Annotated in this window: 15 protein-coding genes, 3 tRNA genes and 7 pseudogenes; 15 read left to right on the top strand and 10 right to left on the bottom strand. The window is 36.5% G+C overall.

Annotated elements, in window-relative coordinates; all coding sequences use genetic code 11:
- Nucleotides 1–56: 56 nt before the first annotated feature.
- From ACFIK1_RS03655 to ACFIK1_RS03645, 3 genes are all read right to left on the bottom strand, one after another.
- On the bottom strand, nt 57–1,349 hold the full coding sequence (locus ACFIK1_RS03655; RefSeq protein WP_375662110.1) for a TolC family outer membrane protein: 1,293 nt from the start codon (nt 1,347–1,349) through the stop codon (nt 57–59).
- 66 nt (nt 1,350–1,415) lie between these two features.
- Nucleotides 1,416–2,090, bottom strand: coding sequence for a protein-L-isoaspartate O-methyltransferase (locus ACFIK1_RS03650; protein WP_375662109.1), 675 nt, complete (start codon nt 2,088–2,090; stop codon nt 1,416–1,418).
- A 220-nt stretch (nt 2,091–2,310) separates the two neighbouring features.
- Nucleotides 2,311–2,384: transfer RNA gene (locus tag ACFIK1_RS03645), tRNA-Cys, on the bottom strand.
- A 185-nt stretch (nt 2,385–2,569) separates the two neighbouring features.
- Between ACFIK1_RS03645 and ACFIK1_RS03640 the strand changes: the two genes are divergently transcribed.
- Nucleotides 2,570–2,644: transfer RNA gene (locus tag ACFIK1_RS03640), tRNA-Asn, on the top strand.
- A gap of 1,373 nt (nt 2,645–4,017) precedes the next feature.
- On the opposite strand, the gene ACFIK1_RS03635 is transcribed toward ACFIK1_RS03640, so the two are convergent.
- The 3 genes from ACFIK1_RS03635 to ilvA form a co-directional block, all read right to left on the bottom strand.
- Nucleotides 4,018–5,400 carry a DEAD/DEAH box helicase gene (locus tag ACFIK1_RS03635; protein WP_375662108.1) on the bottom strand — a complete coding sequence of 461 codons (1,383 nt, stop codon included), beginning with the start codon at nt 5,398–5,400 and terminating at the stop codon, nt 4,018–4,020.
- A gap of 290 nt (nt 5,401–5,690) precedes the next feature.
- Nucleotides 5,691–6,221 carry a hypothetical protein gene (locus tag ACFIK1_RS03630; protein ID WP_375607472.1) on the bottom strand — a complete coding sequence of 177 codons (531 nt, stop codon included), beginning with the start codon at nt 6,219–6,221 and terminating at the stop codon, nt 5,691–5,693.
- Nucleotides 6,222–6,256: 35 nt separating this feature from the next.
- Nucleotides 6,257–7,534: a threonine ammonia-lyase IlvA gene (gene ilvA, locus ACFIK1_RS03625; RefSeq protein WP_375612449.1), complete on the bottom strand. Its 1,278-nt coding sequence runs from the start codon at nt 7,532–7,534 to the stop codon at nt 6,257–6,259.
- Nucleotides 7,535–7,680: 146 nt separating this feature from the next.
- Between ilvA and ACFIK1_RS03620 the strand changes: the two genes are divergently transcribed.
- From ACFIK1_RS03620 to ACFIK1_RS03575, 10 genes and pseudogenes are all read left to right on the top strand, one after another.
- Nucleotides 7,681–7,766, top strand: a tRNA-Leu gene (locus ACFIK1_RS03620).
- 527 nt (nt 7,767–8,293) lie between these two features.
- Nucleotides 8,294–8,608, top strand: a pseudogene (locus ACFIK1_RS03615) (hypothetical protein).
- A gap of 702 nt (nt 8,609–9,310) precedes the next feature.
- The gene (locus ACFIK1_RS03610) at nt 9,311–9,724 is read left to right on the top strand and encodes a hypothetical protein (protein WP_375662107.1); all 414 of its coding nucleotides are present in this window, start codon (nt 9,311–9,313) and stop codon (nt 9,722–9,724) included.
- Nucleotides 9,690–10,022, top strand: a complete 333-nt coding sequence (locus ACFIK1_RS03605; RefSeq protein ID WP_375662106.1) for a hypothetical protein — start codon at nt 9,690–9,692, stop codon at nt 10,020–10,022. The genes ACFIK1_RS03610 and ACFIK1_RS03605 overlap by 35 nt, the downstream gene beginning before the upstream one ends.
- 170 nt (nt 10,023–10,192) lie before the next feature.
- Nucleotides 10,193–10,580 (top strand): annotated as a pseudogene (locus tag ACFIK1_RS03600) (hypothetical protein).
- 49 nt (nt 10,581–10,629) lie between these two features.
- Nucleotides 10,630–10,857: pseudogene (locus ACFIK1_RS03595) on the top strand (antitoxin).
- 60 nt (nt 10,858–10,917) lie between these two features.
- Nucleotides 10,918–11,172, top strand: a complete 255-nt coding sequence (locus ACFIK1_RS03590) for a type II toxin-antitoxin system PemK/MazF family toxin (protein WP_375662105.1) — start codon at nt 10,918–10,920, stop codon at nt 11,170–11,172.
- A 146-nt stretch (nt 11,173–11,318) separates the two neighbouring features.
- Nucleotides 11,319–11,639 (top strand): annotated as a pseudogene (locus ACFIK1_RS03585) (hypothetical protein).
- A gap of 3 nt (nt 11,640–11,642) precedes the next feature.
- Nucleotides 11,643–12,220 (top strand): annotated as a pseudogene (locus ACFIK1_RS03580) (hypothetical protein).
- Between the two features lie 586 nt (nt 12,221–12,806).
- Nucleotides 12,807–13,486, top strand: a pseudogene (locus ACFIK1_RS03575) (phage antirepressor KilAC domain-containing protein).
- A 247-nt stretch (nt 13,487–13,733) separates the two neighbouring features.
- Here ACFIK1_RS03575 and ACFIK1_RS03570 read toward each other — a convergent pair.
- Nucleotides 13,734–15,472: pseudogene (locus ACFIK1_RS03570) on the bottom strand (DEAD/DEAH box helicase family protein); the annotation flags it as partial.
- A gap of 596 nt (nt 15,473–16,068) precedes the next feature.
- Here ACFIK1_RS03570 and ACFIK1_RS03565 point away from each other — a divergent pair.
- The 4 genes from ACFIK1_RS03565 (at nt 16,069) to ACFIK1_RS03550 (ending at nt 21,884) form a co-directional block, all read left to right on the top strand.
- A complete protein-coding gene (locus tag ACFIK1_RS03565) occupies nt 16,069–16,677 on the top strand; it encodes a fumarylacetoacetate hydrolase family protein (protein ID WP_375662104.1) in 609 nt (202 codons plus the stop codon).
- Nucleotides 16,674–17,306, top strand: coding sequence for a LysE family translocator (locus tag ACFIK1_RS03560; RefSeq protein ID WP_375662103.1), 633 nt, complete (start codon nt 16,674–16,676; stop codon nt 17,304–17,306). Before ACFIK1_RS03565 ends, ACFIK1_RS03560 begins: the two co-directional genes overlap by 4 nt.
- Nucleotides 17,307–18,089: 783 nt before the next feature.
- Complete coding sequence (locus ACFIK1_RS03555; protein WP_375632941.1) at nt 18,090–19,490, top strand: amino acid permease; 1,401 nt, start codon at nt 18,090–18,092, stop codon at nt 19,488–19,490.
- 1,002 nt (nt 19,491–20,492) lie between these two features.
- On the top strand, nt 20,493–21,884 hold the full coding sequence (locus tag ACFIK1_RS03550) for an amino acid permease (RefSeq protein WP_375662102.1): 1,392 nt from the start codon (nt 20,493–20,495) through the stop codon (nt 21,882–21,884).
- A 115-nt stretch (nt 21,885–21,999) separates the two neighbouring features.
- Here the strand turns inward: ACFIK1_RS03550 and ilvC are convergent, their stop codons facing one another.
- The 3 genes from ilvC to ACFIK1_RS03535 form a co-directional block, all read right to left on the bottom strand.
- Nucleotides 22,000–23,019 (bottom strand): ketol-acid reductoisomerase, encoded by a 1,020-nt coding sequence (ilvC, locus tag ACFIK1_RS03545; RefSeq protein WP_375632945.1) that lies wholly within the window; start codon nt 23,017–23,019, stop codon nt 22,000–22,002.
- 1,062 nt (nt 23,020–24,081) lie between these two features.
- On the bottom strand, nt 24,082–24,816 hold the full coding sequence (locus ACFIK1_RS03540) for a pyridoxine 5'-phosphate synthase (RefSeq protein ID WP_375632947.1): 735 nt from the start codon (nt 24,814–24,816) through the stop codon (nt 24,082–24,084).
- Nucleotides 24,817–24,901: 85 nt separating this feature from the next.
- Nucleotides 24,902–26,023, bottom strand: a complete 1,122-nt coding sequence (locus ACFIK1_RS03535) for an ATP-dependent RecD-like DNA helicase (RefSeq protein WP_375632949.1) — start codon at nt 26,021–26,023, stop codon at nt 24,902–24,904.
- Nucleotides 26,024–26,214 lie beyond the last annotated feature (191 nt).

Here is a 26,214-nt window from a genome sequence, read left to right as displayed (position 1 = left end):
CTAAGCTTTTAAAAACTAAAATAATTTAATAAGATTCAAAGAGATACTTTTATGTATTATCGGATATATTTAATTGTTTTTAAACCTAAATAACTTGCAGTCAATTTACCAATAGAAGATTGAACACTATAGCTCGCCACAACAGCATTACGCTCTGCCATTGCAAGCGCAATCTGAGCATTAATCAATAGAGTACGAGAATTTAAAACATCCAGCGTCGTTGCTTGCCCTACGCGATTTTCTTGAACACGACCTTTCAGAGCAATTTCAGCAGCACGAACACTTTCACGGTAAGCAACAACAGATGAGCGTGCGCCCTCCAACTGAAACCAAGCAGAAGTAAGTGCTTGTCGCGTATTACTATGCGCCAAATCGAGTTGAAGCTGCGCCTGTCCAAGCTGTTCCCTTGATTGGCGAATTTGCGCAGACGTACGCCCTCCTTCAAAGATTGGGACACTTACTGACAACCCTATCGATTTAGAAATGCCATCTTCTCCAACCCCGCTGTAGATTCGATTATAAGATGCAGTTGCAGAAAAATCAACTTTAGGGAGCAATGCCCCTTCTTTCGCCTTTACATTATAAACACTCGCATCGACTAAATATTTAGCATAAAGGATTGCTGGATGCATCACAACGCTCATTTGGTAAGCCATATCAAGGTTGACGGGAAAATCTTTGGCTACAGGTGGGCGTTTTAACTTTTCAGGATCAGAACCAATAACTTGTCGATACACTGCCTCTGCTGCTTTTACATCGGCACGAGCAAGACTCAGCTCTGAAACCGCCACGGAACGTGCAGCTTGAGCTTGAGCAAGATCAACATGCCCTCCTTCACCCACATCAAATTTTGCTTTATTGGAACGAACTTGTTCCTCAAGAGCTGCCAAATTTTCTCTCCGAAGATCGGCAACACGACGTGCGTGATAGACATTAGCATAAGCGGTCACCGCCTCCAGAAACGTATTTTGTTCAACATTACGAAGATATTCACGCTGAGCCTGCAACTTAACTTGAGCTGAAGAAAAGATATTTTGCGTGATAAAACCATCAAATAATCTTTGATTTAATCTCACTCCTATAGATCCAGAAGTGACATAAGGACCTGTAAAAGACTTATTGCGCCCATAGTTCCCAACTCCCTCAACTTGTGGCAATAGCCCCGATCGCGCAATGACAACATCATCACTGGATATACGCACAGCTGCACGTTCACTATTCAACTTAGCATTATATTTATAAGCCTTAGAAAAGGCATCCATCAATGTTTCAGCACAAACAGCCTCTGATAGAAAAACACTCAACACCAGCAATAAACACGCCTGAAACTTCTTGTTTACTCTAAACATAATACACACAATAACAAACCCCAAATAAATTACAAAATTATCTTTTATTCACAAAACAAACAAGCACTAAAACACAAAACCAGGTGTTTTGAAAAAACAAGGAAGAGGCTTTACAGCGAGGTTAAAAGCACGACGAGCCGAGATGATCCCATCTTCTTTTATATAGATTTGTGCAACAGCAGCATTTCCATGCCCTTCAACCACAACAAGACGTCCACAGTCTTTCATTTGATCAAAGATACCTTGAGGAATAAAATCAACAGATCCCTCAATGAAAATCACATCATAAGGTCCCTCAACGGCATATCCTTGCTCTAATGGACCATGAACGACAACCACATTATCACATTGATTACGTTCTAAAGCTTCAAGAGCACGTTCAAAGAGAGATTTATCACTTTCCAGCGCAATCACAGACCCTGCAAGTTTTGCAAGCAACGCTGCACAATAACCACTATTTGCACCAATATCTAAAACAACATCTGATGATTTTACAGCGGCAAGCTGTAGTAATTTCGCTAGAGACGCAGGTTTCATCAAATAGCGTGCAGGAACCCCATCTGGCACTGGACATAGAACAATATCAGTATCAAGATAACTTAACACTTTCATATCTTCCGATACAAAATCTTCACGAGATACCGTTAAAAAGGCTTCAAGAACTGATAAATCCGTTACATCGACTGTACGAATTTGATTGTCAACCATTTTGCGACGAAGCTCAGCAAAATCTGCAACCATAACGAATATTTTCTCCTAACCTACAAAAAACAAACAAAACAACGACAACAAGGAACGAAGATCTCTTAAACTATGGGTGTTAGAAAAAAGGATGCTACAGTCAACAATTAGATTTTAACTGTATAATCTCTCATACAAAAGTGTCTTCACAAGAATAGAGGGAAATAACCTATTTTCCTATACCTCATCTCCCCTAAAAGCCGTTTCGTTTAAAATCGGCTGGAGGCCTCGCCCGGAATCGAACCGGGATACAAGGATTTGCAGTCCTCTGCGTAACCATTCCGCCACGAGGCCTCGTCAACAAACATAAAGGTTTCAATAAGGGAAGGCAACGCATCCGTCAAGGTGTAGAAATATTCTCTCGCCTTTTTTCCTCTTATTACACAATTTATCATATTTTTTTTTAAAAAAGTAATTTTATCCTTTGCAAATCAGTATTGCTTTGCTATAGCCTTTTCAATGAGATGATTGGGCACCATTCCCCGGTAGCTCAGCGGTAGAGCAACCGGCTGTTAACCGGTTGGTCGCTGGTTCGAATCCGGCCCGGGGAGCCACTTTTCTTTTATTCCACGTATTATTGTTCTTTCTCAAGCTTTTAGATATGAGGGATTCGTTAATAAAAGTGATGGAATAGAATTTTTGCAATAAAATAGAAACGCAATATCCTACGGGATGTGTTTTTTGCAATGAACGCAAAAAACTATTGATTCATTTTAAAATAGCACAAATAAGATTACTTTTCTCAAACCACCGCACCTCTATAAGAGGGCACTGCAATTATTTGCACATTATAAATTATAAATTACGATTTCTTTCATCAAAGATGAATTATTAAGCTCCATCAGCAATGAAACTGTCTCATATTTTTTTCCAAAGAAAGCATGATTTATCCTCAATAAAGAAATTAAACTTAAAAACCTGCTCATGAAGCAATCATTTTGAAAAATGGAAGAAACAATAATCAAGGTCATATATTATCTCCATACACCCCACATAACCTCCTCCCCATCCTAAAAGCAAAAAACATAAAACAAGTCTGTAAACACTCCGACGTCTTATCTAACAGGTTGCCTCCTGCTAGCCACTTCAACGCTTTACAAACAACCTTGCCTTGTTCACCACACTGTCATAAAACGTTTAATACATAAAATCTTATAGGCTTTATATCCCCAAATACTTTATATCCCCCCAAATAATAGTGTTTTACAGTAAAAACCAAGATAACAAGCTAAATTGTTAAGAGTCCTGAGAAAGCCTTCAGAAATCATGACATTCTCGCTATTGTATTATGCAGTCACATGCTTTTTTAAAGAGATATCTCTTAAATCCCCCCAAGACTCTTTCACAATGACACCCGTAAATGGTATAAAATGAAATCGATTGATCAGCCCCATCTTTATTTATAATAAAAGCCATACCATCATACTATTTTCCAACTCTCAATCTCAGCAATCCCCCATTGCCTTTGAAAGAGTTTATAAAAATTATTTTATTTATTTTTCAAATGTTTATTTATATGACAACTTCACACATAACGTGCAAGCGAATACTTTTGATTGATCCGCATAAATAACTTAAAAATGAAAAAAATACGATATAGTGAATTATTAAATATATAAAACAATGAGTTATTATTAGACATCAATTTTTAAAATTAAAAGTTATCATTAAAGATAAAACACATCCTTTATAAAAATAATTTTATATAAATAAAATCTACTTTTATTCCCATTTAAAAAAATGGGAATAAAGCAAATAAATAATTGCCTCTACAATAAAGATTTTTAATAAATCCAAAAAGTTAGAAGTTTTCATTTCTAAAAAATGAAAACCTCTGAAGGATCTTCTTACTTTTAACTCTTTCAATTGAGAATAAATCAACAAAAGTAAAAGATCTCCTGTACATGATCTTTTTTCAAGACTTTATCTAAGCAGCCTTCTTAACTGATTTCCGAAAACGAAAAGTCTTTGCACGCTTTACTACCGCTTTTGCTTTTTTATGCCTCTCATTTTGAGGTGAAGAATTCTTCCGCTGCAACTGTGCGGTATCATCTTTTCGACCTAAAAACTGTTTTTGACGTTTAGATTTTTTAAAACGGCGTTCCTTATCGTTTTCTTTTTCTTTACTTTCTCGTACAATTGGCTTTTCTGGAAACGCTGCAAATTGTTCTGGAACAGCCTCAGCCACCAATTTCATACGAATCAAGTGCTCTATAGCACGCAAGCGGGACCTTTCTACCTTCTCATCAAAAAGCGTAAGTGCTACACCAGATGCGCCATTACGTCCTGTACGACCAATACGATGTACATAACTTTCAGCTTCATCTGGTAAGTCGTAATTAATAACGTGGCTTATCCCTGGTATATCAATACCGCGTGCAGCAATATCTGTTGCCACTAGAATCTGCACAGATCTTTCACGAAAAGCTTTTAAAGCAGACTGGCGAGCACCTTGTGATTTATTTCCATGAATTGTTGCGACTAAATATCCTACCTTTTCTAAACTACGTGTGACAGCATCTGCCCCATGTTTAGTTCGAGTAAAAACAATAACCGAATCAAAAGCTGGATTTGTCAAAAGTTTACTTAAAACATTCTTTTTTTCATTCGTAGGAACACAATATAATTTTTGGCAAATCTCTACAGCCGTAGTACCTTGAGGAACAACTTCAATTTTAACCGGATCATTGAGTAAACATTTTGCAAGCACAGCAATTTCCCTCGGCATTGTTGCAGAAAAGAGTGCTGTCTGACGCTCTTGATGCAAAAGCTTTGCAATTTGCTTAACATCATGAATAAACCCCATATCCAACATACGATCTGCTTCATCCAAAATCAAAAAACGAGATTGGGAAAGATCAACACACTTTTCACGAACAAGATCTCTCAAACGCCCTGGAGTCGCTATCAAAACATCCACACCTGCTTCCATACGTTTAATTTGTTTTAAACGTGATACGCCCCCAAAAATAAGACATGTTGAAAGATGTGCTCCTTTCGCCGCAGTGCGAATCGTTTCATCAATCTGAACAGCAAGTTCACGCGTTGGAGCTAAAATCAAAGCGCGTGCAGTTTTAGGGCAGCGTTTATCACCTAAAGCCAAAATCTGACTTAAAATAGGCAAACTAAATGCCAAGGTTTTTCCAGAACCTGTCTGAGCAACACCTAAAATATCGTGTCCTTTCAACATAACTGGAATAGCTTGTTCTTGTATAGGTTTAGGTTTACTCATCCCAGCAATGAGTAAATTTTTAATCAAAAGAGTAGGCAAACCTAACTTTGTAAAAACATTTTCTTCTTTTATAGGCAAAATAAAATCTTTCCTTAGCTGAAGAACTCAAAAGAAGTAACCATCTGAACTCTCCACTCAAGAATCCGCGCAAGAGAAATCCCTGACATTTTAAATGAAGCAACGCCTAAAAAGCGGCTTGCGCAACTCATGAACACCTTGAAATCAAGATAAAGGCGTATAAACTTCACTTTACAAAAAGCCAACAAACCAGCCTAAATGCCTTCACCTCTATTATCTTTGGATTATGATAAAAAAGCAAGAACTTTACGAAATACATTTATCATGAATAAAAACAATATTTAGATCGTCTATTTTTTGATGATTGTGTCCATCGGTAAATGTACCTTGATAAAATCAGGATAAATCTCGAGAAAAACTGGATTTTGTAAAGTTTTTTGACCGCCATAAATTAAATACCATTGGTTTTTATCAAAAATCGCCAAAGTTTTATATTGAATGATGCGATCTTTCATCTCAAGAACTGTTGGAATTAAAGCATACAAAGTACCGTTATCAGTTTGTAAATACTCTATATTTTCTTTATCTAAATAATAAGCACCAGAAGGCAACCCTTCAAATTTCTTATGCAACTGTTGAAGAAAATCACTACGTAAAGCACTCTCTGTTGTATTCAATCGATGTGCCATCTCTTTATAAAGCCGCTCAGGCATATAACGAGAAATAGGCATAAAATCCCCATTTTTTATAGCATTATTGACATCAACAACGACTCTTGAAAGTTCATCTTTTTGTACTATTGTTGGCTGAGATGCTAAACTCTGTTGATTAACAATCAAAAAGAAAAATAGACTCAGCACCGAATAAAAAATAGGTTTCATCATTATACTTCTTGTTTTAGTAAAATTTCAGTTTCTCAAATAACAAAATCAAATAACGTTTGATCATCAGTAATATCACGATAACGCCAACCTAACGCTTGAAATTTTTCCTCTAAAAGACAAAAATTACCGTATTTTTTTGTTTCAATCGCAACCAATACAGAACCAAAGTTTCTCGCTGACTTTTTAAGATATTCAAAACGTACGATATCATCATCTGGTGATAATGTGGAAAGAAAATGACGCAATGCACCAGGATGTTGCGGAAAACTAAAAATAAAATATTTTCTCAACCCTTGGAAACGTAAAGAACGCTCTTTAATTTCTGGCAAACGCTCAAAATCAAAATTACCTCCTGAAATAACGAGAAGAATTTTTTTCCCCTTTAACTCTTGAGGAGGAATACTGTTAAGCGCATCAATCGATAAAGCACCAGCCGGTTCAAGAACCACACCTTCAACATTAAGCATTTCAACCATCGTAGAACAAACGCGGTTTTCAGGAACCGTAATGACAGAATCAGGGGGAAATTGCTTTAGAATTGTATAGTTTAGAGCACCAATTTCAGCCACAGCAGCACCATCTACAAAAGTGTCAATGCTTTCAAGCTTGACGCGTTTTCCACTCTCCAAACAAGCAAGCAAACTTGCAGCTCTTTGCGGCTCAACAAAACGAAGCTTTGTTTTCCAACCATATTCATGTAAAAACTTGCTCACTCCACTTGCCAAACCACCACCCCCTACCGGCACAATCATCAAATCTGGCTCACTTTCTCCATTGAGTTTTTTCCATTGTAAAGCAGCTTCACAAAGCACTGTTGCCTGCCCTGTAATAATGCGAATATCATCGAAAGGTGGAGCCATTACACCACCGCTCTCTACGACAAAGGATTGCGCAGCTTCATAACATTGATCAAATGTTTCACCAACCAAACGAATATCAATGAATTCTTTACCAAAAATACGTGTTTTTTCAATTTTTTGTTGTGGCGTTGTCATAGGCATGAAAATCACGCCTTTACGTTTAAAATAACGACAAACAAAAGAAACCCCTTGCGCGTGATTCCCCGCTGAAGCACAAACAAATGCAGAATCTGGTGATATACAGCTAAGCATTTCTGAAACAAAATTGAAAGCACCACGAATCTTATAAGACCGCACCGGTGTTAAATCTTCACGCTTTAAATAAATTTCTGCATCATACTTTTGACTAAGAAAATCATTTCTTTGAAGTGGTGTTTCAGCAAACACGTGATGCAATCCCACCATAGCTTTTGTGACGTCTTGAATAAATTGACTCATAACACTAATCATTTCATACTTTATTTACATTATAAAAGCTTTTTCTATCGATAAAGGAAACTATTGTCAGTCAAAATTTCACTAAAAAATGAAAAATATTTCTTTTGTCATTAATTCTTGATTCAATAAAAGATATAGCTTATGAGAGAACTCACATCGCGGACGTGATGAAAACGGTAAACATAGCAGACTTAAAATCTGCCGGTCGAAGACCTTGCGGGTTCAAGTCCCGCCGTCCGCACCAGATTATCTTAATCTCTCTTATTTTCCAATGATTTATTAAAAGTCAAAAAAAATTAAAGCACCTTCTAAACCACCTTTCGTAACTTTATTATAACGCTATAAGACGGCACCGCGGTGGTACTAAAATACGAATCATTGCTGCTTTTTGAGGTACCTTTTTAGCACTTTGACCTCCTCCTCGTCTTTATAGGATGGAGAGGCAATCAGTATTGCTAATTTGGGATTGGCTTATACTCTTCATGACTCTTGTAAAACGACGCAAAAGCTCAGAAAAGAGATAGATGCAAAAGACAAAATAATAGATAAAGAAGCTGAAAAAATACGTGCACAAAAAGATGTGATTCAAAAACAAGAAGAGTTAATTCGAAAATCAACTGCTTCTAAGATTATTTTTCCTCGAATGGCAGTAAAAAATTGGCCCAAAAGTAGTTTCAAGTACTTTCTCACGACCATTTTTTCAAGACAGGCAATCACAACACGCTCTGTCATAGCGCACATATAAATACGCAACAGCCTTCATGGGGGAAGATGATCATCAATACACAAACCGTTCTCTGCCTTGATCTAGATCTAAGACAGGCTGGGCGATTTCTCGTGTAGACAGCAGTATAACAAGTAGCACTTGTCAATTTTGAATTTTGTCGTTTTAAAGGCGATAGTATGCGCTATTTGCGTTTTCAGCAATGGCTTACAAAAATGAAGATCACAACAGATAAAGTCAATGCCTCACAAGAAGAGATGATTAAGACGGTGTGTGCAAAAGGATACAATCCAAAAGATGACAACGAAGCAAATGCTTTAGCAATTTTATATTTAGTTAAAGAAGGGAATGCGCATGTCTAATGCAATGCCATGGATAAGATTCCTTTTGAATGACTGGAACAGTGAGATCGATGGAATGACATGAGAGCAAAGGGGCATTTATATAACGCTTTTCATTCGCATGTATGACAAAAAAGCACCAATTAAAACAGATTTTGAAATGCTTGCCCGCGCTTGCAATTGCTCGCAAAAAAGTTTGTAACTATTGTCGAATATCTCATAAAGAATGATAAACTTATTGAGAAAGATAATGGTTTGTCGAATACGCGCGTTGAAGAAGAGCTAAAAGATTTTACTGATAAAAAAGTGCACATATCGCAAATTCATAGTGAGGCTGGAAAAAAGGTGCACAATAAAAAACGCTATAAAAACACTTTAATGATTTTGCTGAAGCAAACGCTAAGCAAAACCAAGCTATAAAGAAACAGAATAAGAATATATATAAACTAAAACTATCATTTTAGTTAGCAAAAAAAACTGCTTCTGAAAATTTAGAAACAAACGAACAGGTTGACGAACCAACAGAGGTTGCTGCTGTTGAGGCCACATCAGAGCAAATCGAAACGGGTGTAGAAAACCAACCTTCCATTCACGAGCAAGAGAACATTACGAAAAAGCTAAACGGGTTAGAAATGACAGTGGCTGTCGTACCCTGATGATTTCGAACCTGTTTATGATTTCGCAATCGAAGAGGGATTGCCTCCAGAGCGTGTCAAAGCCGAAATGGCAAAATTTCGAGATTTTTGGAAAGCTAGAACAGGCAAAGATGCACGCAAAACGGATTGGAAAGCAATGTGGCGCAACTGGGTGCAAAAAGCTATCGAGGATTTAGAGAACGGAAAAAACTATGGAAATCACTCTCAAAGGCAAAAAAGTGTAGATGAACGCATCTCAGACAGTATCCTTGATATCGGGCCTCGAGGTCACTTTGAAACACATTCACGAGATGATAACTCCGGAGTTTCCTTTAGTTTTGAAAAGTGGCAAGCATTGACACAACAGCAGGAAGCGATTGCCTTAGAAGCGTGTGATCAACTTCACGAATTGTTTTCAATAAAAGTGAGTAAAGAGGACATAACCAAGGCAATTTGGATGCTTTCGTGTGGTTCAAAAAATTTCGCAACGGGCAGATCATGAAGGTATGGCGCTTACCTATGGAATGGTTTTGGAAAGTGTTTCTGCGTGGTCACTCATAAAAACGGTTAAACGGATTTTATGCGATGAGGTAGAAGGTTTATCGGATACGTTTTTTCCAAACACTCGTGAGTTAGTAAAATTATGTCGTGATTTGGAAAATAGTCTTTTGACAAAAGCCAATCTTGTACACCAGGCTGTTTTGAACACCCGTGAAAAAAGGCTGAAAGAAAAGGCAATGAGAGAGAATTCAAGACCACTCACGTTGGTTGAAAAGCAAGTGAAAAACATTGCAGGTTAGCAAACTAGTGAAAATTGCTGATCATTTTGTGATTGGATGTGCATTTAAATCGACAAAATGGCACCGTACAGAGTGATTTAAAGATTTTATGATAAAAATCTATCATATAAAACGCTCTGTACGGTCAAATTTGAGGCAAATAGACAAATTTGTAAAATTAGGATTAAAGCATGTTCATTTTAAAACATCTATTCTTAAAAAACCGTAAACAACCCATGCGAAAGAGGTTTGTTGCAACGGCAGTGGGTATGCCCCATAGGGGATGGGACAGAGGAGTATTTTTACAACCTCTACGAATACGAAGACGGCACAAGAGAGTGTGAAAAGTTTGATGGTGGTCAGTATTACAAAACACCTAAGAATGCAGATTTTAGTACCAAAGCGCAAGTAAAAGCATGGGTTTACGGTGGTGATATTCCGAAAAGCATTCTCAATTACGAACCTCTTATAGACGAGATCAACAGAGAGATAAAAAATATTGACTTTATTCAGAGTATATTGCGTATTGCTCTAAATGCGCCTCTTAAACATTTACACAAAAGCATAAAAAGCTATTGAATCATGGGCTTTATGTTATATTTTTATATAATATTAGAGAGGGCGTTTTATGCATACAACGAAATTACGTAAAGTTGGAGGATCAGTTATGCTCTCTACACCGCCTGCATTGCTTGATGTTCTTCATCTTACTGAAATATGCAAGTGGGTTTGGCTATAGATATCGCAAAATTACACTCTTGAAGAATTGTTAGCCCAATGTAATACTTCGGACGATTTTGCGGATAAAGATGTAGAGTGGTTTGATGCTAAGCTTGTTGGGAGAGAGCTCTTGTAATGAAGCGGGGTAAATTTGGTTTGTATCCCTTGACCCAACCTCTGTCTATGAGAAAAATGAATGCATCCTGTACTGATTGTGTCACCGGAGGCGTTTAATCGTTTAACAAAAACACTCATTGTTTTGCCCATTACGAGTGGAGGAAATTTTGCTAGAATAACAGACTTTGCTGTTTCATTGGTGGGAACAGGGCTGCATACAACAGGTGTGATATGCTGCGACCAACCGCGTTCTTTAGATATAGTAGCGCGTAATGGGCGAAGTCTTAGCAAAGTTATCAACATTTCTTACTTGAATTTTTTCTACAATTTTTAATGTTTAAAAACACCAACTTTAGGTAAAAAGTAAAAAAGCATAAGATCATGATTTTTTCTGTTGACAATCGGCTAATCAATTTTTCACAGAATAAAAATCAATATTTGACTAATGATGTCATTAATTATGACTCAAAAGGAGCCATAATGAAAGCTGTCATCACTAAGCCAATGTGTGTTGTTGGCGACAATAAAAGCACTGTTCGCTTTGAACTATCAACACCCAATAATCCATTTGTTGAAGTTTCTAATTAGATCTACGCACGTCTCAAGCGCGCCAATGCTGCAAAACTTCTTGTTGAGGCCAAGATGGTAGCAAAGCCTGACAAAGCAATTGAACAAATTAAGCAGATAGAACAAGAAGCCACACAAACATCATCTGAACCAATGACTGAAGAAACCTCTCTCGAAAAACCAAAAGCATCTAAGGTCTCTCAATCATCAACACCTACCCTTAAAAAGGCTTAGAAGTTGAAGTTAATCATCTACCCAAAATGGTATCTTCAACAGGTAAAGGATACCTTCACCAGTCTTCAAGCACCACGCCTTAATTGGGCTTTGCGTAATGCTCTAAACACCGCAGTAAAACAGTCGAACGCTTTACTGAAAAGCAAATTGCCGACATCTCATCAGCCCAATCAAAGCGTGTTAAGCAAGGTGTTTATATTAAGAAAAGGCGACAGCAAGGTTTCTTGAGATAGATATCATTCGTTCTGGAACACCGATACTTCTTAAATTTTTTAAAGCAAAAGAACAAAACGCGGCGTGACTTACACAACTGTTTGGAAAAAAACAAATCTTGCCCATGTTTTTATCAAGGATGGGAGTTTTCCAAAGCGTGTTGATTTAAAAAAGATGAAGGGTAATGTTTTTCAAAGAGCGGATGGAGATCAATTCCCTATTGCAAAACAAGAGGAACCCTCAATTGCTAGGGTGATGTCAAAGCCAGAGATTACAAGTGCTATTGTAAAAAAGCTAATGAGAGATTAATTGCCAATATACAGTGCCAACTTGCTCATCATGAATACGCTGCCAACAAGAAAAGCTAGATTATGTTCTTAAGCTTTATCTATCTATTTCATATCCTTATGAGTTATGTATTATACACTTTGATTGCAATTTTAAGAACAGATTATCACTTATGTTTTGTTTTTTCCATAAAAAAGTCAATAAAATCAATGCAAAATGCACTTCCCAGCGGGTTGGCTTCGTTGCGGGGCAGACTAGTGCGAACTATCGCTAACGACAGAATTTTCAATTTGACTGTACATTGTACACTTAGCTCATTGATAAATAATAATTTCAATATGTATACTGTACAATATGTGAAACGTTTTCTTAGCAAAAAGTAATTTTTGTTGCTGGACAATTCTATATTAATAGGTATTTTCGAATCAGGTGCCTCAAAAACACCTTAAAACAACTAGCGGATTAGTTGCCGAAATAACTAATCTTCCGCAATTTAAAAGCTTTAACTCATTGTGTGCTACATGCATATAATAGCTTTGTCAGGTGTGGCTATGCCATATACCCCCTTCGGGGAAAGGCGTAACGACGGACTAGATGCCGTGTTTCTTAGTGCCTAGCACTCTTTTAGAATATCATTAAGGAACGTCTAACATCTAAGAATTCTTTATGAATACCATTATTAAAATTACTGAATTATGTGGCAAAAGGCATGACAATATTATGCGTGACATCAAGAAAACGCTTGAAGAACTTAACGCCCTCAAATTTGAGGAGGTTGATTTTGGTGGGCACTACCTTGATAACAAAGGTGAAAGCCGCCCTTGTTATAACCTGCCAAAGCGTGAATGCTTAATTCTTGTTTCTAGTTACAGCTCTGCCTTACGAGCAAAGATAATTGACCGTTGGAAAGAGTTGGAAAGACAAGTAGCTATTCGACAAATTGATTACTCCAAACCCGAAGTATTACTTGGCGCCTTAAATCATCTACAAAATCAAATTAAGCAGAAAAACTATGTTATTTCAGAATTAGCACCAAAAGCAAAAGCTTTAGAAGGCTTAAAACGCTCTGATGGTTTGTTTGGTTTGATTGAAGCCGCGAAGATGTTGGAGATAAGACCAAAGGATTTAACAGATTACTTGCGTAAAAATGATTGGGTGTATCGACGTGCTCCAAGTGGTCCATTGTTACCTTTAATCAGGATAAAATCAACAAAGGATTCATGGACTGTTCTGCCATCACCATTCAAAAACCGGATGGAACAGAAAAGGTGCTGCCTTCAACAAAAATCACACCTAAAGGATTGGCGGCATGTTTGAGAGAACAAATCCATGGAGGTGTGCAATGAAGGTAAATACTAACTTCTTATGCGATTTATGGATGGCATTATCTCAATTTTCTAGGCATGAAAATATGAGTGATAAGATTGTGCTGCTCTGGTTGACATCATGAGTTTAGTAGAAAAAGCTTTGATTTTAAAACTTCAAGATGAAGTGTCAATCCTTCTTTCGATATCTTTCTCATCTGACGCTCCATAAAAAAAGCCCCACAAAAGTGAGGCTGGATAAAATGATGTTCTAATCAATCTCGCGCTAATTATAATAAAATGGCTCGCTACATCCACAAGTGCCTATTTTTTCATCTTCTACATAACGAGAATGCGCAAAGTTCCGCACAAGATAATCATTGTTAGCGCCACCAGTCCAATCACCTCCTCCCAACATAATATTTATGTCTACACGTAAACTGCTTCCTTGCTCCCCTGTATGCCATTTAGTCACTGGATAACAACCAGACAAATATTGCCAAACATAACCGCAACCATCCTCACAACCGATATGCGAAATCATCCGTCTATTGTTTGTATCAACGTGTCCTCCAGACGTCTTAAGAGAAGGCGCTTGATTGCCTACAATACTGGTTGCTTGATTACTTCCATACATGCTTGGCGAAAACTCATCACTCGTCAAAAATCTCTTATTAACAGACCAAAAATCAAAGGCATGATTCGCATAGCTACGATTGCTCGTAATCGGAACACCATAGGCAGACTTTGCATTTACACCTGTCCCTGATTGAAGATAAATATCAACCCAAATATTATGCCACGGATTGTAAACCATCCCTTCTGGACTACTACGTGGGCGGTGATTTAAACACCAAACAGACTTGGGCAAAACATCCCCCGCTTGATAACCCGATAAGAGATGACCTTCAATCTCACCAACATCCGCACATAGCGTATGAAATCCACCGATCTTTTCAGAATTATCCTTTGTATAGCCATCAGGAGCCGTCGGATTTTGCGAAATTTCAAAGGATAGCTCATTCGTCTGATCTTTTAAGATGAGATATATATAATAATCCTTTCCTGCTTCAAGATCTTCGTCAAAAGTCATCCTTCCACGCCCTGGAATGCGGTAAAAGAGGTACCTACCCCCATTCTCTTCACCATGATAAAAGCGAAAACATGCCCCGTCATTGATCACAAGACCTTTTCTATTTTTCGGATCGGCTTCCAGAATTCTGTCAGGTTGATGAAAACGCACATTCTCTAAAAATTTAGTGGAAAGAGAACCTACCTTACCTTGAAGTTCAGAAAGACTGTCACTGTTCCTCTGTGCCTTCTCTTGAACTTCTATCAATACACTCTTCGCTTCTTCCGCTAACACTTTTATCTCAAAGGCAGCTGTATTCGCAGAATTTGTCGTTGCTGTCGCCGTGTCTAATGAACTCTTGACCTCTTTCAAGCCCTTACTTCGTCGTATCAGCTTCTTCTTTTGCTTGCTCCGCAACACTCTTCGCTTCTTCCGCTGTTGTCTTCGCAGTCTCAGCTACTTCCTTGGCTTCTACAACCAAAGGTTCTACTTTATCTGCCTTAACCTGCGCTGCTTCACAAATGATCAGATCAAATTCTGATAAACCGTATTTCTTTTGCGCATCCGCAATCACTTGGATTAATTGGTAAGTAGCAAACACCACGGTCATTGCATTTACTAAGACTTTATTTGTTTTTTTCAAAGCTTTTGAACATCAGTTGATAGCTGATAGAGCGAGATCTGAGACATCGAGTTCGGCAGCAGCTTCTTTGTTTTTACGACGCTTGCCAACTTATGTATCAGAATACACCACAAAGGAATGAAACGGTACTTCTGTATAGCGTGTCCATTCTCTTATCGTTTTGTGACATCAAAGCCAGAAAAGGCGCGAAAAACAAAACACGCTTGCCAATTCTGGTTATTTATTCTGCTATCTTAAAGCTGGTAAAAATCTTCTCCGTTCCACATGCCACAATAAGTTTTCCACGATCTGCTTCTTTTAAACCATCACAGACTTTCTCATATTTTTGGATTTGTTGAAAAGTTATCCCTAATTGATGCCCTAATTGCTTTTACGACATTCCCAGCATTTTTCTTTGAAAGCGATTTTTTGCCTATAGAAATGCCGTTAAAATGTAGCTTTTTGCTTTTCACTCTTAAGCTCCCCCCGCTGGGTGCGAGCACCCTCGCATTAGTATTCCGAGAGCCTGAAAGTACTGAGTTCGAGTCAGCTTTTTTTACTTTTAGTGCTCATCGCACCTAGATATAGAAAAATATCCCATAATTCTGCGACACCCACAGAGCGGGCTCATTTATGAGCGAACTTTAGGGCTTTCAGACCCTAATAATCGCTGCGTAGACGAGCAAAATTACTCTTTAAGTAATAAAGTAATTTCAGGAAATTGGCAATCAAAATTAAAATAATCTCAAAGACTATAAGATTGGGCACTCTTCAAAAAAGGATAATGCGAAGGGCTGTCATCGTGGTTAGTCATTAACCCACATAATGCTTCTTTTCCAGAAAACGCAAAACGCGATATAAGAAAAAATGTTGTTTGCAAAGTTTTCTCTTGCCTATACAAAGAGAAAATGAAAAATTTGGAGGGCTCCCATGATAAATGACATCTACTGTGTTGGATACAATTATGTTGAACATGTTCATGAACTAGGTAATGTTGTTGAAGATGAACCCGTTATCTTTAGCAAGCCCAAAAGTTCACTCGTTTTAGGCAATGAAATTTATCTCCCTGATTTTTCCAAAGAAATACATTTTGAAACTGAAATTGTGCTCAAAATCTCAAAGGACGCTTTCATGATCATGGAGGCAGAAGCAGAAGAATGCTATGATGCCGTAGCAATAGGTCTTGATCTCACCGCGCGGGATTTGCAAACAAAACTGAAAGGAAAAAGGCTTCCTTGGCTTTTATCGAAGGGATTTAAGGGCGCTGCATACGTCTCTGACTTCATAAACAAGGAAAAAATAAACAACCCAATAACCTTTGCAATGAAGTTGAATGGCGAAACAAGACAAGTTGGCAATACGAAAAATATGATCTTTAGCTTTGAGAAGATAATCTCATTTTTAAGTCACTACATTCAGCTAAGACGTGGTGATCTCATATACACAGGCACTCCACAGGGTGTCGGAAAACTTTCTCAGTTTGACAGAATAGAATTGTATCTCGAAAATCAATTAATTTCAGAGCTAAAAGTAAAATGAATCATCAAATACTGACCTTTTTCATTGTTTCATTTTTTTTAGTCATCTCACCGGGGCCGAATATGGCCCTTATCATCGATAATGCAACGAGATTGGGAAGAAAGAACGCATTTGTAAACGTTTTAGGATTGTGTACAGCAACATATGTGCATGGGGCATTTTCCATACTAGGTGTATCAGCGCTCATTCTCAACAACAAAACGCTGTTTTTTTTAGTAAAACTCATGGGTGGCAGCTATTTATTATACATGGGCTTTAAATCAATTAAATCTGGAATACACAGCTTAAATTCAAAAGAAAGAAGTTCAACGAATGAAAAGCATGCTACGAGTGAAACAAAGCTTTTAACCAGCTATATGGACGGTTCTTTAACACAAATACTAAACCCCAAAGTATCTATATTTTACATAGCAACTTTTCCAAAATTCTTAGCTTCTGGTGGTAGCATTAAAAAAGGTTTTGAACTTGTAACCATACATTCTTTCAACATCTTTGCATGGTTTACTTTAATGACCATTTTTATATCATTTGCCAGTACCGCCTTAAAAAAGCAGCGGGTAAAAGGCTCGATTAACATTGCGACAGGAACAGTTTTATCTCTGTTTTCTTTTTTCATTTTCTTTGGATAGTTTTATCTTTTGATAACAAATTGTAAAGTTAATAGAGCATCTTTTCCTGATTCTGTCTCTCACTATGAATAGCTCAATCTCTAACAGAACTTATACAATCCCCAGTTCTTTTTTTCTTTGTATAACTGAATTACGTTGCATTTCTTTATCATACTCTCAAGGACGTTTGTGTAAACAATGTGAGTTTCTCGCAATATTTTATAAAATGTTACCAATATCTAAACAAAATCCTTATTCATCACTTTAAAAAAATAAGCTATGATATTCCTCTTTTCGTTTATGAAACATAAAGTAACTTTTTGATTTATGATAGCACCATACAAACAAAAAAATGATTTTAAAAATCATTTTAATTTTCCATTACAAATTGTTCTTAAACTAAGATGAGAACTCTCAAGTGCTATTTGAGCAAAAATTAAAACTCTCACCATTATGAATAATAATAAATAATGCACTGATTACAAATAATAAGTTTCAAAAAATTATAAAAACTCCTGACAGTTTTCTGAAATAATTTTAAAAGCCCCACGTCTTTTAATGAACAATTAATTTGTTATTAATAACAATAAAAAGCTCCCTATTCAAATATCTGTTACGTTATTTAAGAGAAAAACATTCTCTTTTTTCAAAACCATATTCCTAAAACATATTCTTTTCTTTATCCACACAAAATCATAAAAAACGTTTTTTTCCTTTACACCTCATTTATATCATGCTTCGATACAGAACAATGCATTTTTAGTGTAATTTAATCTCAAAATAATTAAAGGGAACCCCCAAAAAATGAGCTATAAACAAAATTTAAAAGATGGTCCTCAGATGAAACTACAACGTGGCCTAGATAACCGTCACGTACAACTTATAGCCCTCGGTGGAGCTATTGGAACAGGACTCTTCATGGGATCAGGAAAAACAATTAGTGTAGCAGGCCCTTCCATCGTACTCGTTTATGCTATTATTGGATGTGCCCTATACTTTGTCATGCGTGCTATGGGAGAATTATTGCTTTCTAATTCACAGTACCGGTCCCTTATTGATTTTTCAACCGATATGCTAGGACCGGGAATCGCTTTCTTTGTAGGCTGGAGCTATTGGTTGAGCTGGGTTGTAACTGGAGCTGCAGATATTATTGCCATCATCACTTATATGCACTTTTGGTGGCCAACGCTTAATCCATGGATTGCCGTTTTTTCTTGCATTGGTTTCTTTTTAATTTTTAATCTCTTTGCCGTAAAACTATTTGGTGAACTTGAATTTTGGTTTGGTCTTATCAAAGTCGTAGCAATTTTAGCATTAATTGTTGTTGGTTTTTATATGATCGCGACGAGCTTTACTTCTCCCAATGGTACTGTTGCTTCTCTCAATCACGTATGGAACGATGGAAATATCTTTCCGCGAGGAATGACAGGTTTTTTTGCTGGATTTCAAATTGCCATTTTTTCTTTTGTTGGTATAGAAATTGCAGGAACAACTGCAGCTGAAGTCAAAAATCCTAAAAAAGTTCTACCAAAAGCAATTAATGCAATACCAGTACGTATTGTACTCTTTTACATCTTCTCTCTCATCGTGATTATGTCAGTCACACCTTGGGATCAAATTGTTCCAGATAAAAGCCCCTTTGTTTCGATGTTTTGGCTTGCTGGTATTCCGATAGCTGCTGGTTTGGTAAACTTTGTCGTTCTCACCTCGGCTGCTTCTTCGGCAAATAGTGGTATTTTTTCTACTAGCCGCATGATATATGGGCTTGCAACACAAAAAGGTGCTCCTCCAATTTTAGGTAAGCTTTCCAAATATCATGTTCCAGCCAATGCTCTATTCTTTTCCTGCTTATGTATTTTAATAGGGTATACAATTGCCTCACTCTCTCCAAGCCTCATAAGTGCTTTCACAATTGTGACGAGCATCTCAGCTATTGCATTTTTATTCGTATGGTCTGTAATTTTGGTTAGCTATATTGTATATCGTCGCAATCACCCTCATTTGCATGCTGAATCCGTCTACAAAATGCCAGGAGGAGTTATCGTGTGCGGGATAATTTTAGTTTTCTTTGCTTTCATGCTCTATTTGTTAACGTTAGAAGAAGACACCCTAACAGCTTTAAAATACGGTATATTCTGGTTTATTTGCTTAGGCATAACCTATTTTACATTTGTAAAGAAAAAAATGACTCAAGGTAACAAATAAAGTCTATACATAAAACATCTCAAAAAAGGGTAATTTTAGTTACCCTTTTTCTACTTAACCTCCTCCCCAAACATCAAAAAACGACGATTCCTACCAGCGCCGGTTTGTGAACAATCCAGCTTATTAAGAGGGAATGCTGCTGATCATTTATATGGTTCACCTACATAAGGCTCTATGGGCTAGCCCTGCCCTGAACACTCACCACACATTCTAAAAATACTTAATGTGTAAAATGTTATATGCTTTATATCACTACTCTACACAACAGTATTTTACTGTATAATAGGATAAGAACGAGCTATTCTGTAAAGAATTCTCTATAAACTTCACTGACATTGTTTACTAATAAAACATGAGATTTTATCTAAAACTTCCCCCCCCCCAAAAAAATTTATATTCAATTTTTTATCAAAATTAAAAATGTAGCTCTAAACAGAATATATCTTAATAGCTATCTGCAATAAAAAAAGATTCTATGAAAATATTTTTCTATTTGTAATAAATTTTAAATATTAATACTTAAATGTAAATTTTAAATATATTTTTTAATTATTTAAATAATAGTTTAACTATTTAAACTTATTTTATTTATAAATAAAGTTTTATATTTAATAAATTTACAATTTTATTTATATTTTTATATATAAAAAATATAAATAAATAAATAATTTTAAATATAAATATATTTATATAAAAATTACTATAAATAAATATAATTATTGTTTATATACAAATAATAATTATGTATAAAATAAATTATATTATACATAATTAATATTAATTATGTATAAAACATAAAAATCAAAAAAAATATAATACAATTTATCTTTTGTTTCTTATATATAAAATAATTATTCCATTAATGAATAATGTTCTTGCTTTATTCACATATAGTCATAGAAAAAAATTCCTTTACTCCTTAACCATAGCGTGTTCCGATAGAAGGAATTACCTTTTTTAGGGTAATTTTATTTAAAAATAACTAAGGAGAACTCCCCAAAAATGAACAAACAAAATTTAGAAAAAAAACCTAAGAAGAAATTACAACGTGGACTACATAACCGACACATACAACTTATAGCCCTCGGTGGAGCGATTGGAACAGGTCTCTTCATGGGATCAGGAAAAACAATCAGTGTAGCAGGGCCTTCGATTCTACTCGTTTATGCAATTATTGGTTGTGCTCTATACTTTGTCATGCGTGCTATGGGAGAGTTATTGCTTTCTAATACACAATACCGATCTTTTATTGACTTCTCAACCGATCTTCTAGGGCCATGTGCCGGATTCTTTATCGGCTGGACATATTGGTTGTGTTGGATTGTCACTGGAACTGCTGAAATTATTGCTATTGTCACTTATACACACTTTTGGTGGACTGAACTCAATCCGTGGATTCCTGTTATAATTGGTCTTATGTCCTTTTTAATTCTTAACCTCGTCGCAGTAAAACTATTTGGCGAACTTGAGTTTTGGTTTGGTTTTATCAAAATCGTAGCAATTCTAGTCTTAATCGTTGTAGGATTTTATATGATCTTTACCGGTTTTGTCTCTCCAAACGGTACGGTTGCTTCTCTTAGCCATATATGGAACGGTGGGAATATTTTTCCGCGAGGAATTACAGGCTTTTTTGCTGGATTTCAAATTGTTATTTTTGCTTTTGTTGGCATTGAACTCGCTGGAACAGCTGCTGCTGAAGTAAAAGAACCTCAAAAAGCTCTACCACAAGCTGTTAATTCAATACCAATCCGCATTGTATTCTTTTATATATTCTCTCTTCTTGTGATTATGTCTGTGACGCCGTGGGATCAAATCAGTCCAGAAAAAAGCCCATTTGTAACAATGTATGCACTTATTGGTATTCCAACTGCTGCAGGTTTGATGAACTTTGTTGTCCTCACAGCTGCCGCATCTTCAGCAAATAGTGGAATTTTTTCTACCAGCCGTATGATATATGGGCTAGCAACACAAAAAGGTGCTCCTAAATTTTTAGGAAAACTTTCTCGTAACCACGTTCCAGCTAACGCATTATTCTTTTCATGTATATGCATCTTATTTGGTTATGCAATTGTATCGTTATCTCAAACACTCATAGCTGCTTTTACAATTGTTACGACAATTGCCGCAACTTTGTTTATATTTGTATGGTCTATCATTTTGATCAGCTATATCGTCTATCGCCGCAATCGTCCTCTCCAGCATACTGTCTCTCCTTATAAAATGCCTGGAGGTGTTGTTATATGTTGGGCGCTTCTTATTTTCTTTGCATTCATTATTTATTTATTGTCATTAGAAGCTGACACTGCCATAGCTTTAAAATACACTCCAGCGTGGTTCATATTTTTAGGAATTGTATACTTTCTTTTTGGAAAAAAGAATTATACAAAAAATTAAAAAATAAAGCTTATGTTTCCAAAAACATATAAAAAAGGGTAACTAAAGTTACCCTTTTTTTGATATTTATCTATAAAATTATAAAAGCTATTGACAAAATATCTCTGTAGAAGCTTCAATTACGCTCTTTATCAACCAAAGCGTTAGATTTTATCCAAGGCATCATAGAACGAAGTTTTTTACCAACTTCTTCAATAGGATGATTATCATTTAAACGCCGCATACTTTTAAAATGAGCAGCACCAGCTTTATATTCTTGAATCCAATTCGATGTAAATTTACCCGTTTGAATATCTTTCAATATACGTTTCATTTCTGCTCTAGTTTCATCCGTAATCACACGTGGACCAGAGATATATTCACCCCATTCAGCTGTATTAGAAATCGAATAATTCATATTTGCAATGCCCCCTTCATACATGAGATCAACAATCAGTTTCACTTCATGTAAACACTCAAAATAAGCCATTTCCGGCGCATAACCTGCCTGTGTTAATGTTTCATAACCTGCTCGAATCAGTTCAACAAGACCTCCACAGAGAACCGCTTGTTCACCAAAAAGATCAGTTTCGCACTCTTCTTTAAATGTTGTTTCAATCACCCCAGCACGTCCACCACCAAGTCCACACGCATAAGATAATGCTACATTATGTGCATGCCCTGAAGCATCTTGCGCCACCGCTATTAAGCAAGGAACACCACAACCCCGTTGGTATTCATGACGAACTGTATGCCCTGGACCTTTAGGAGCAATCATCACAATATCAACGTTTTTTTTAGGTTCAATCAAGCCAAAATGAATGCTCAAACCATGCGCAAAAGCAATCGCTGCCCCATCGTGTAAATGATCATGAATATGTTCCTTATAAATATCAGCTTGCAATTCATCTGGTGTTGCCATCATGATGAGATCTGCCCATTTTGCTGCTTCAGCAACACTCACCACTTCAAAACCATCAGCCATGGCTTTTTTAACTGTTTCCGACCCTGAACGCAAAGCTATTTGCACATTTTTAACACCAGAATCTTTCAAGTTTAAAGCGTGTGCACGCCCTTGAGAACCATAACCAACAATGGCTACTTTTTTCCCTTTAATGAGATTAACATCCGCATCACGATCATAATAAACACGCATAAAAAAATTCCTTCTTTCTCTATTTAAACTGGATTTCAGATTATTTTTATTCAATAAGAAACATTATCTACAGTGCATCACACACTTATAAAGACAAAAAACACCGCTTATAAGAACACAGCAATTGAATAATTTTAAAGTTTACATATTGCATAGAAAAAACTGTAGTCCCCAAACATTCCTAAAACATATACGGATCCCCAAATAAACTTCAACTGCTATTCTACAAAAACAATAATTACACAAAATAAGATTTCTAAAGAAAATTTAGCTAATATTCTACTCTTTTATCGTGCAACAAAACGCTATATTCTAAAAATTAAGATACAACATACAATTTTTAACATGAACCAAATCAATACAGATAGCAAGAAAAATTACAAAATAACAAGTATTGTGTTAATACAACTTTCAAAAGCATATACAACAATATCTTTAGAATAATAAAGAGGATGTTTTTACTTTTTACGTTCTTTAATATCCACGCCTCTCACGCGAAGAAGCCCCCATACGTCCATTATGTTATCCATTTATGGCGCCTTATAAAAAAATTTTAATATGCTCAAGCCCTTTTCAAGAATTCCCTATAATAGTGTAAGATTTATTGCACATCACTCTCTTTACTTCATAAAGCTACAAGTCGATATCATCATTCTATTTAACAGCTCCTATTGCATTAAGCTTATTCATAAGGAGATTTTACGTTATACTATTTACAGATAACCCAAAAATGAGCTCAAATATCAAGAAAATTTGTGTATTGATCCATTAAAATCCTACGCACTCCTTTATAATGGAAATACTTTCAAAACCCTATCTCTTCTCCATTCAAAGAAATTATAATAAGAAGATTTTAAAACTTCCTCATAATGGATAGTACAAATAAAAAACATCGCATACACTCAAAAACAAAAGATAGAAAGCAACCAATAAATAGAGGAACAATAGAATATTTATAATGCACGATAATAGTGCTATTTATCTAAGCATATATTGTTTTTTAAGATAAATTGGCAAACCTCTATAAAAATTTCTTTTCCAATTTTTATAGAGAGAAAAAGATTACGATAATAACCGGATAAAACGCTGAACAGTCTCATGTATTCCATACTCTAATGCATCAGCAATGAGCCCATGGCCAATAGAAACTTCATCAAGCCAAGGAATATTTTTGACAAGAGCAGGAAGATTCATAAGTGTCAGATCATGCCCTGCGTTTATACCTAACTGCAACTCTTTTGCTCTTCTTGCTGCTAAAACAAGTTTATTGAGCTCTTGATCTTGTTTTGTTTTATCCTGAAATGCACCACCGTAAGGTCCCGTGTAAAATTCCACACGATCAGCGCCCATTGCTTTAGCAATATCAAGACCATCGACAGTAGGATTAGCAAAAAGGGATACACGAATCTTTCTGTTTTTTAAATTCTGAATAATAGGTGCTAAAAATTCTGCATCATGAGCAAAATTCCAACCATGATCAGACGTTGACTGATCTGGATCATCAGGAACAAGGGTGATCTGATCCGCATAGTTTTCAGCGATATCCAAAAATTGATCACTGGGATAACCTTCAATATTAAACTCAGCTGTAGGAAAAGTGTTCTTGATTAAACAGTATATATCTGGCAAATCCGCAAAACGAATATGCCTTTCATCAGGGCGCGGATGAACCGTCAAACCTGCTGCTCCAGCAGCAAGCGCTATATGCCCAATATTCGTTATACTTGGCCACGGAAGATTACGTCGATTACGCAAAACAGCAACAGCATTAAGATTAACCGAAAGTTTTACCGCCATGCCCATTTCCATTTTTTTATAGTATGTAACAAGATAGAAAAAAGGCATTTTCCATCTGAAACTTAGATGATATACACATTTTTTTCTATCGAACAATCGTTAAACGCTCTGCTGCGCGCGTAATTCCCGTATAAAGCCAGCGCGCATACATATCACGAAATGCAAAACTTTCATCAAACAAAACGACATTATTCCATTGAGAACCTTGTGCCTTATGAACCGTTAATGCATACCCATAATCAAAATCATCATATCGCTTTTTTAATTGCCATGAAATTTCTTGATCAGGGTTTTCAAACGCTGCTTTTAAAAGTTTAATCTTTGCTACCCCACGCTCACTTTCTTCTGGTTTCACAAGAAGATTAATACTTGGTTTAACGGTCTCCTTCTGTGAAGTCATCACCTTCCATAAAGAGCCATTCAACAAACCTTTAATAGGATCGTTTCGCAAACACACCAGCTTATCTCCCGCTTGCGGATAATCTGCTGTAAATCCCTTTAACACACGCAAACGCTGATTATAAAGGTGGCGTGTACGATTAACCCCTACCAAGACCTGATCAGCATCCAAAACCAATTGTTGATTGACCTCTTTACGTGTCACAACGCGCGCTTCTCCATAGTCACCATAAGCAATATCGCGTCCTTCACGTACATCCATAGCAAGACGTATAATCGGATTGTCGCGCGCTTGCCGATGAATTTCTGAAAGAAGAAAATCTGGTTTCCCATTAGAAAAAAAGCCCCCACCAGATATAGGAGGCAATTGACCTGGATCACCAAGAACAAGAATTGGCGTTCGAAAGCTCATTAAATCACGCGCCAATTGTTCATCAACCATCGAGCACTCATCAACAATAATGAGTTTAGCTTGTGCAGCAGCACTTCTTCGATTTAATGTAAATGTTGGAGCAATAGACTTTTTTCCTGTTATTTCATCGGAAACTTCCTCTTCTCCACGCGGACAATAAATCAGCGAATGAATCGTACAAGCATTGCTTGCACCTTTAGAACGCAAAACCTGCGCCGCCTTCCCTGTAAAAGCAGCAAATTGAACAGAACCATCAACTGTCTCTGCAAAATAGCGCGCAAGCGTCGTCTTACCGGTCCCCGCATAGCCAAAAAGGCGAAAAAGAGGAGAACGCCCTTCCCTCAACCACGCGGCAACAGCCTTTAATGCATTATCCTGTTCCCGTGAAAACTGCATAGCTTACCAACATAAGATTTGCATAAGAAGAGCAGTATTTTGAAAAAAAAACGACTATCAAGAAAAACCTTTTTATTAAGAATTGCTGACACACGCCCATCTAACAACCTTCGTAGCACAATTATCAATTATTTACCCATTGCTTTTTCAAGATATTGTAAAAATCTAAATTTTATCTATACATCGATCTT

Source organism: Bartonella sp. OC16QHHD (genome assembly GCF_042194035.1).
In the GTDB taxonomy this organism is placed as follows: Bacteria; Pseudomonadota; Alphaproteobacteria; order Rhizobiales; family Rhizobiaceae; genus Bartonella.
This window is presented reverse-complemented; position numbering and strand designations above follow the sequence as displayed.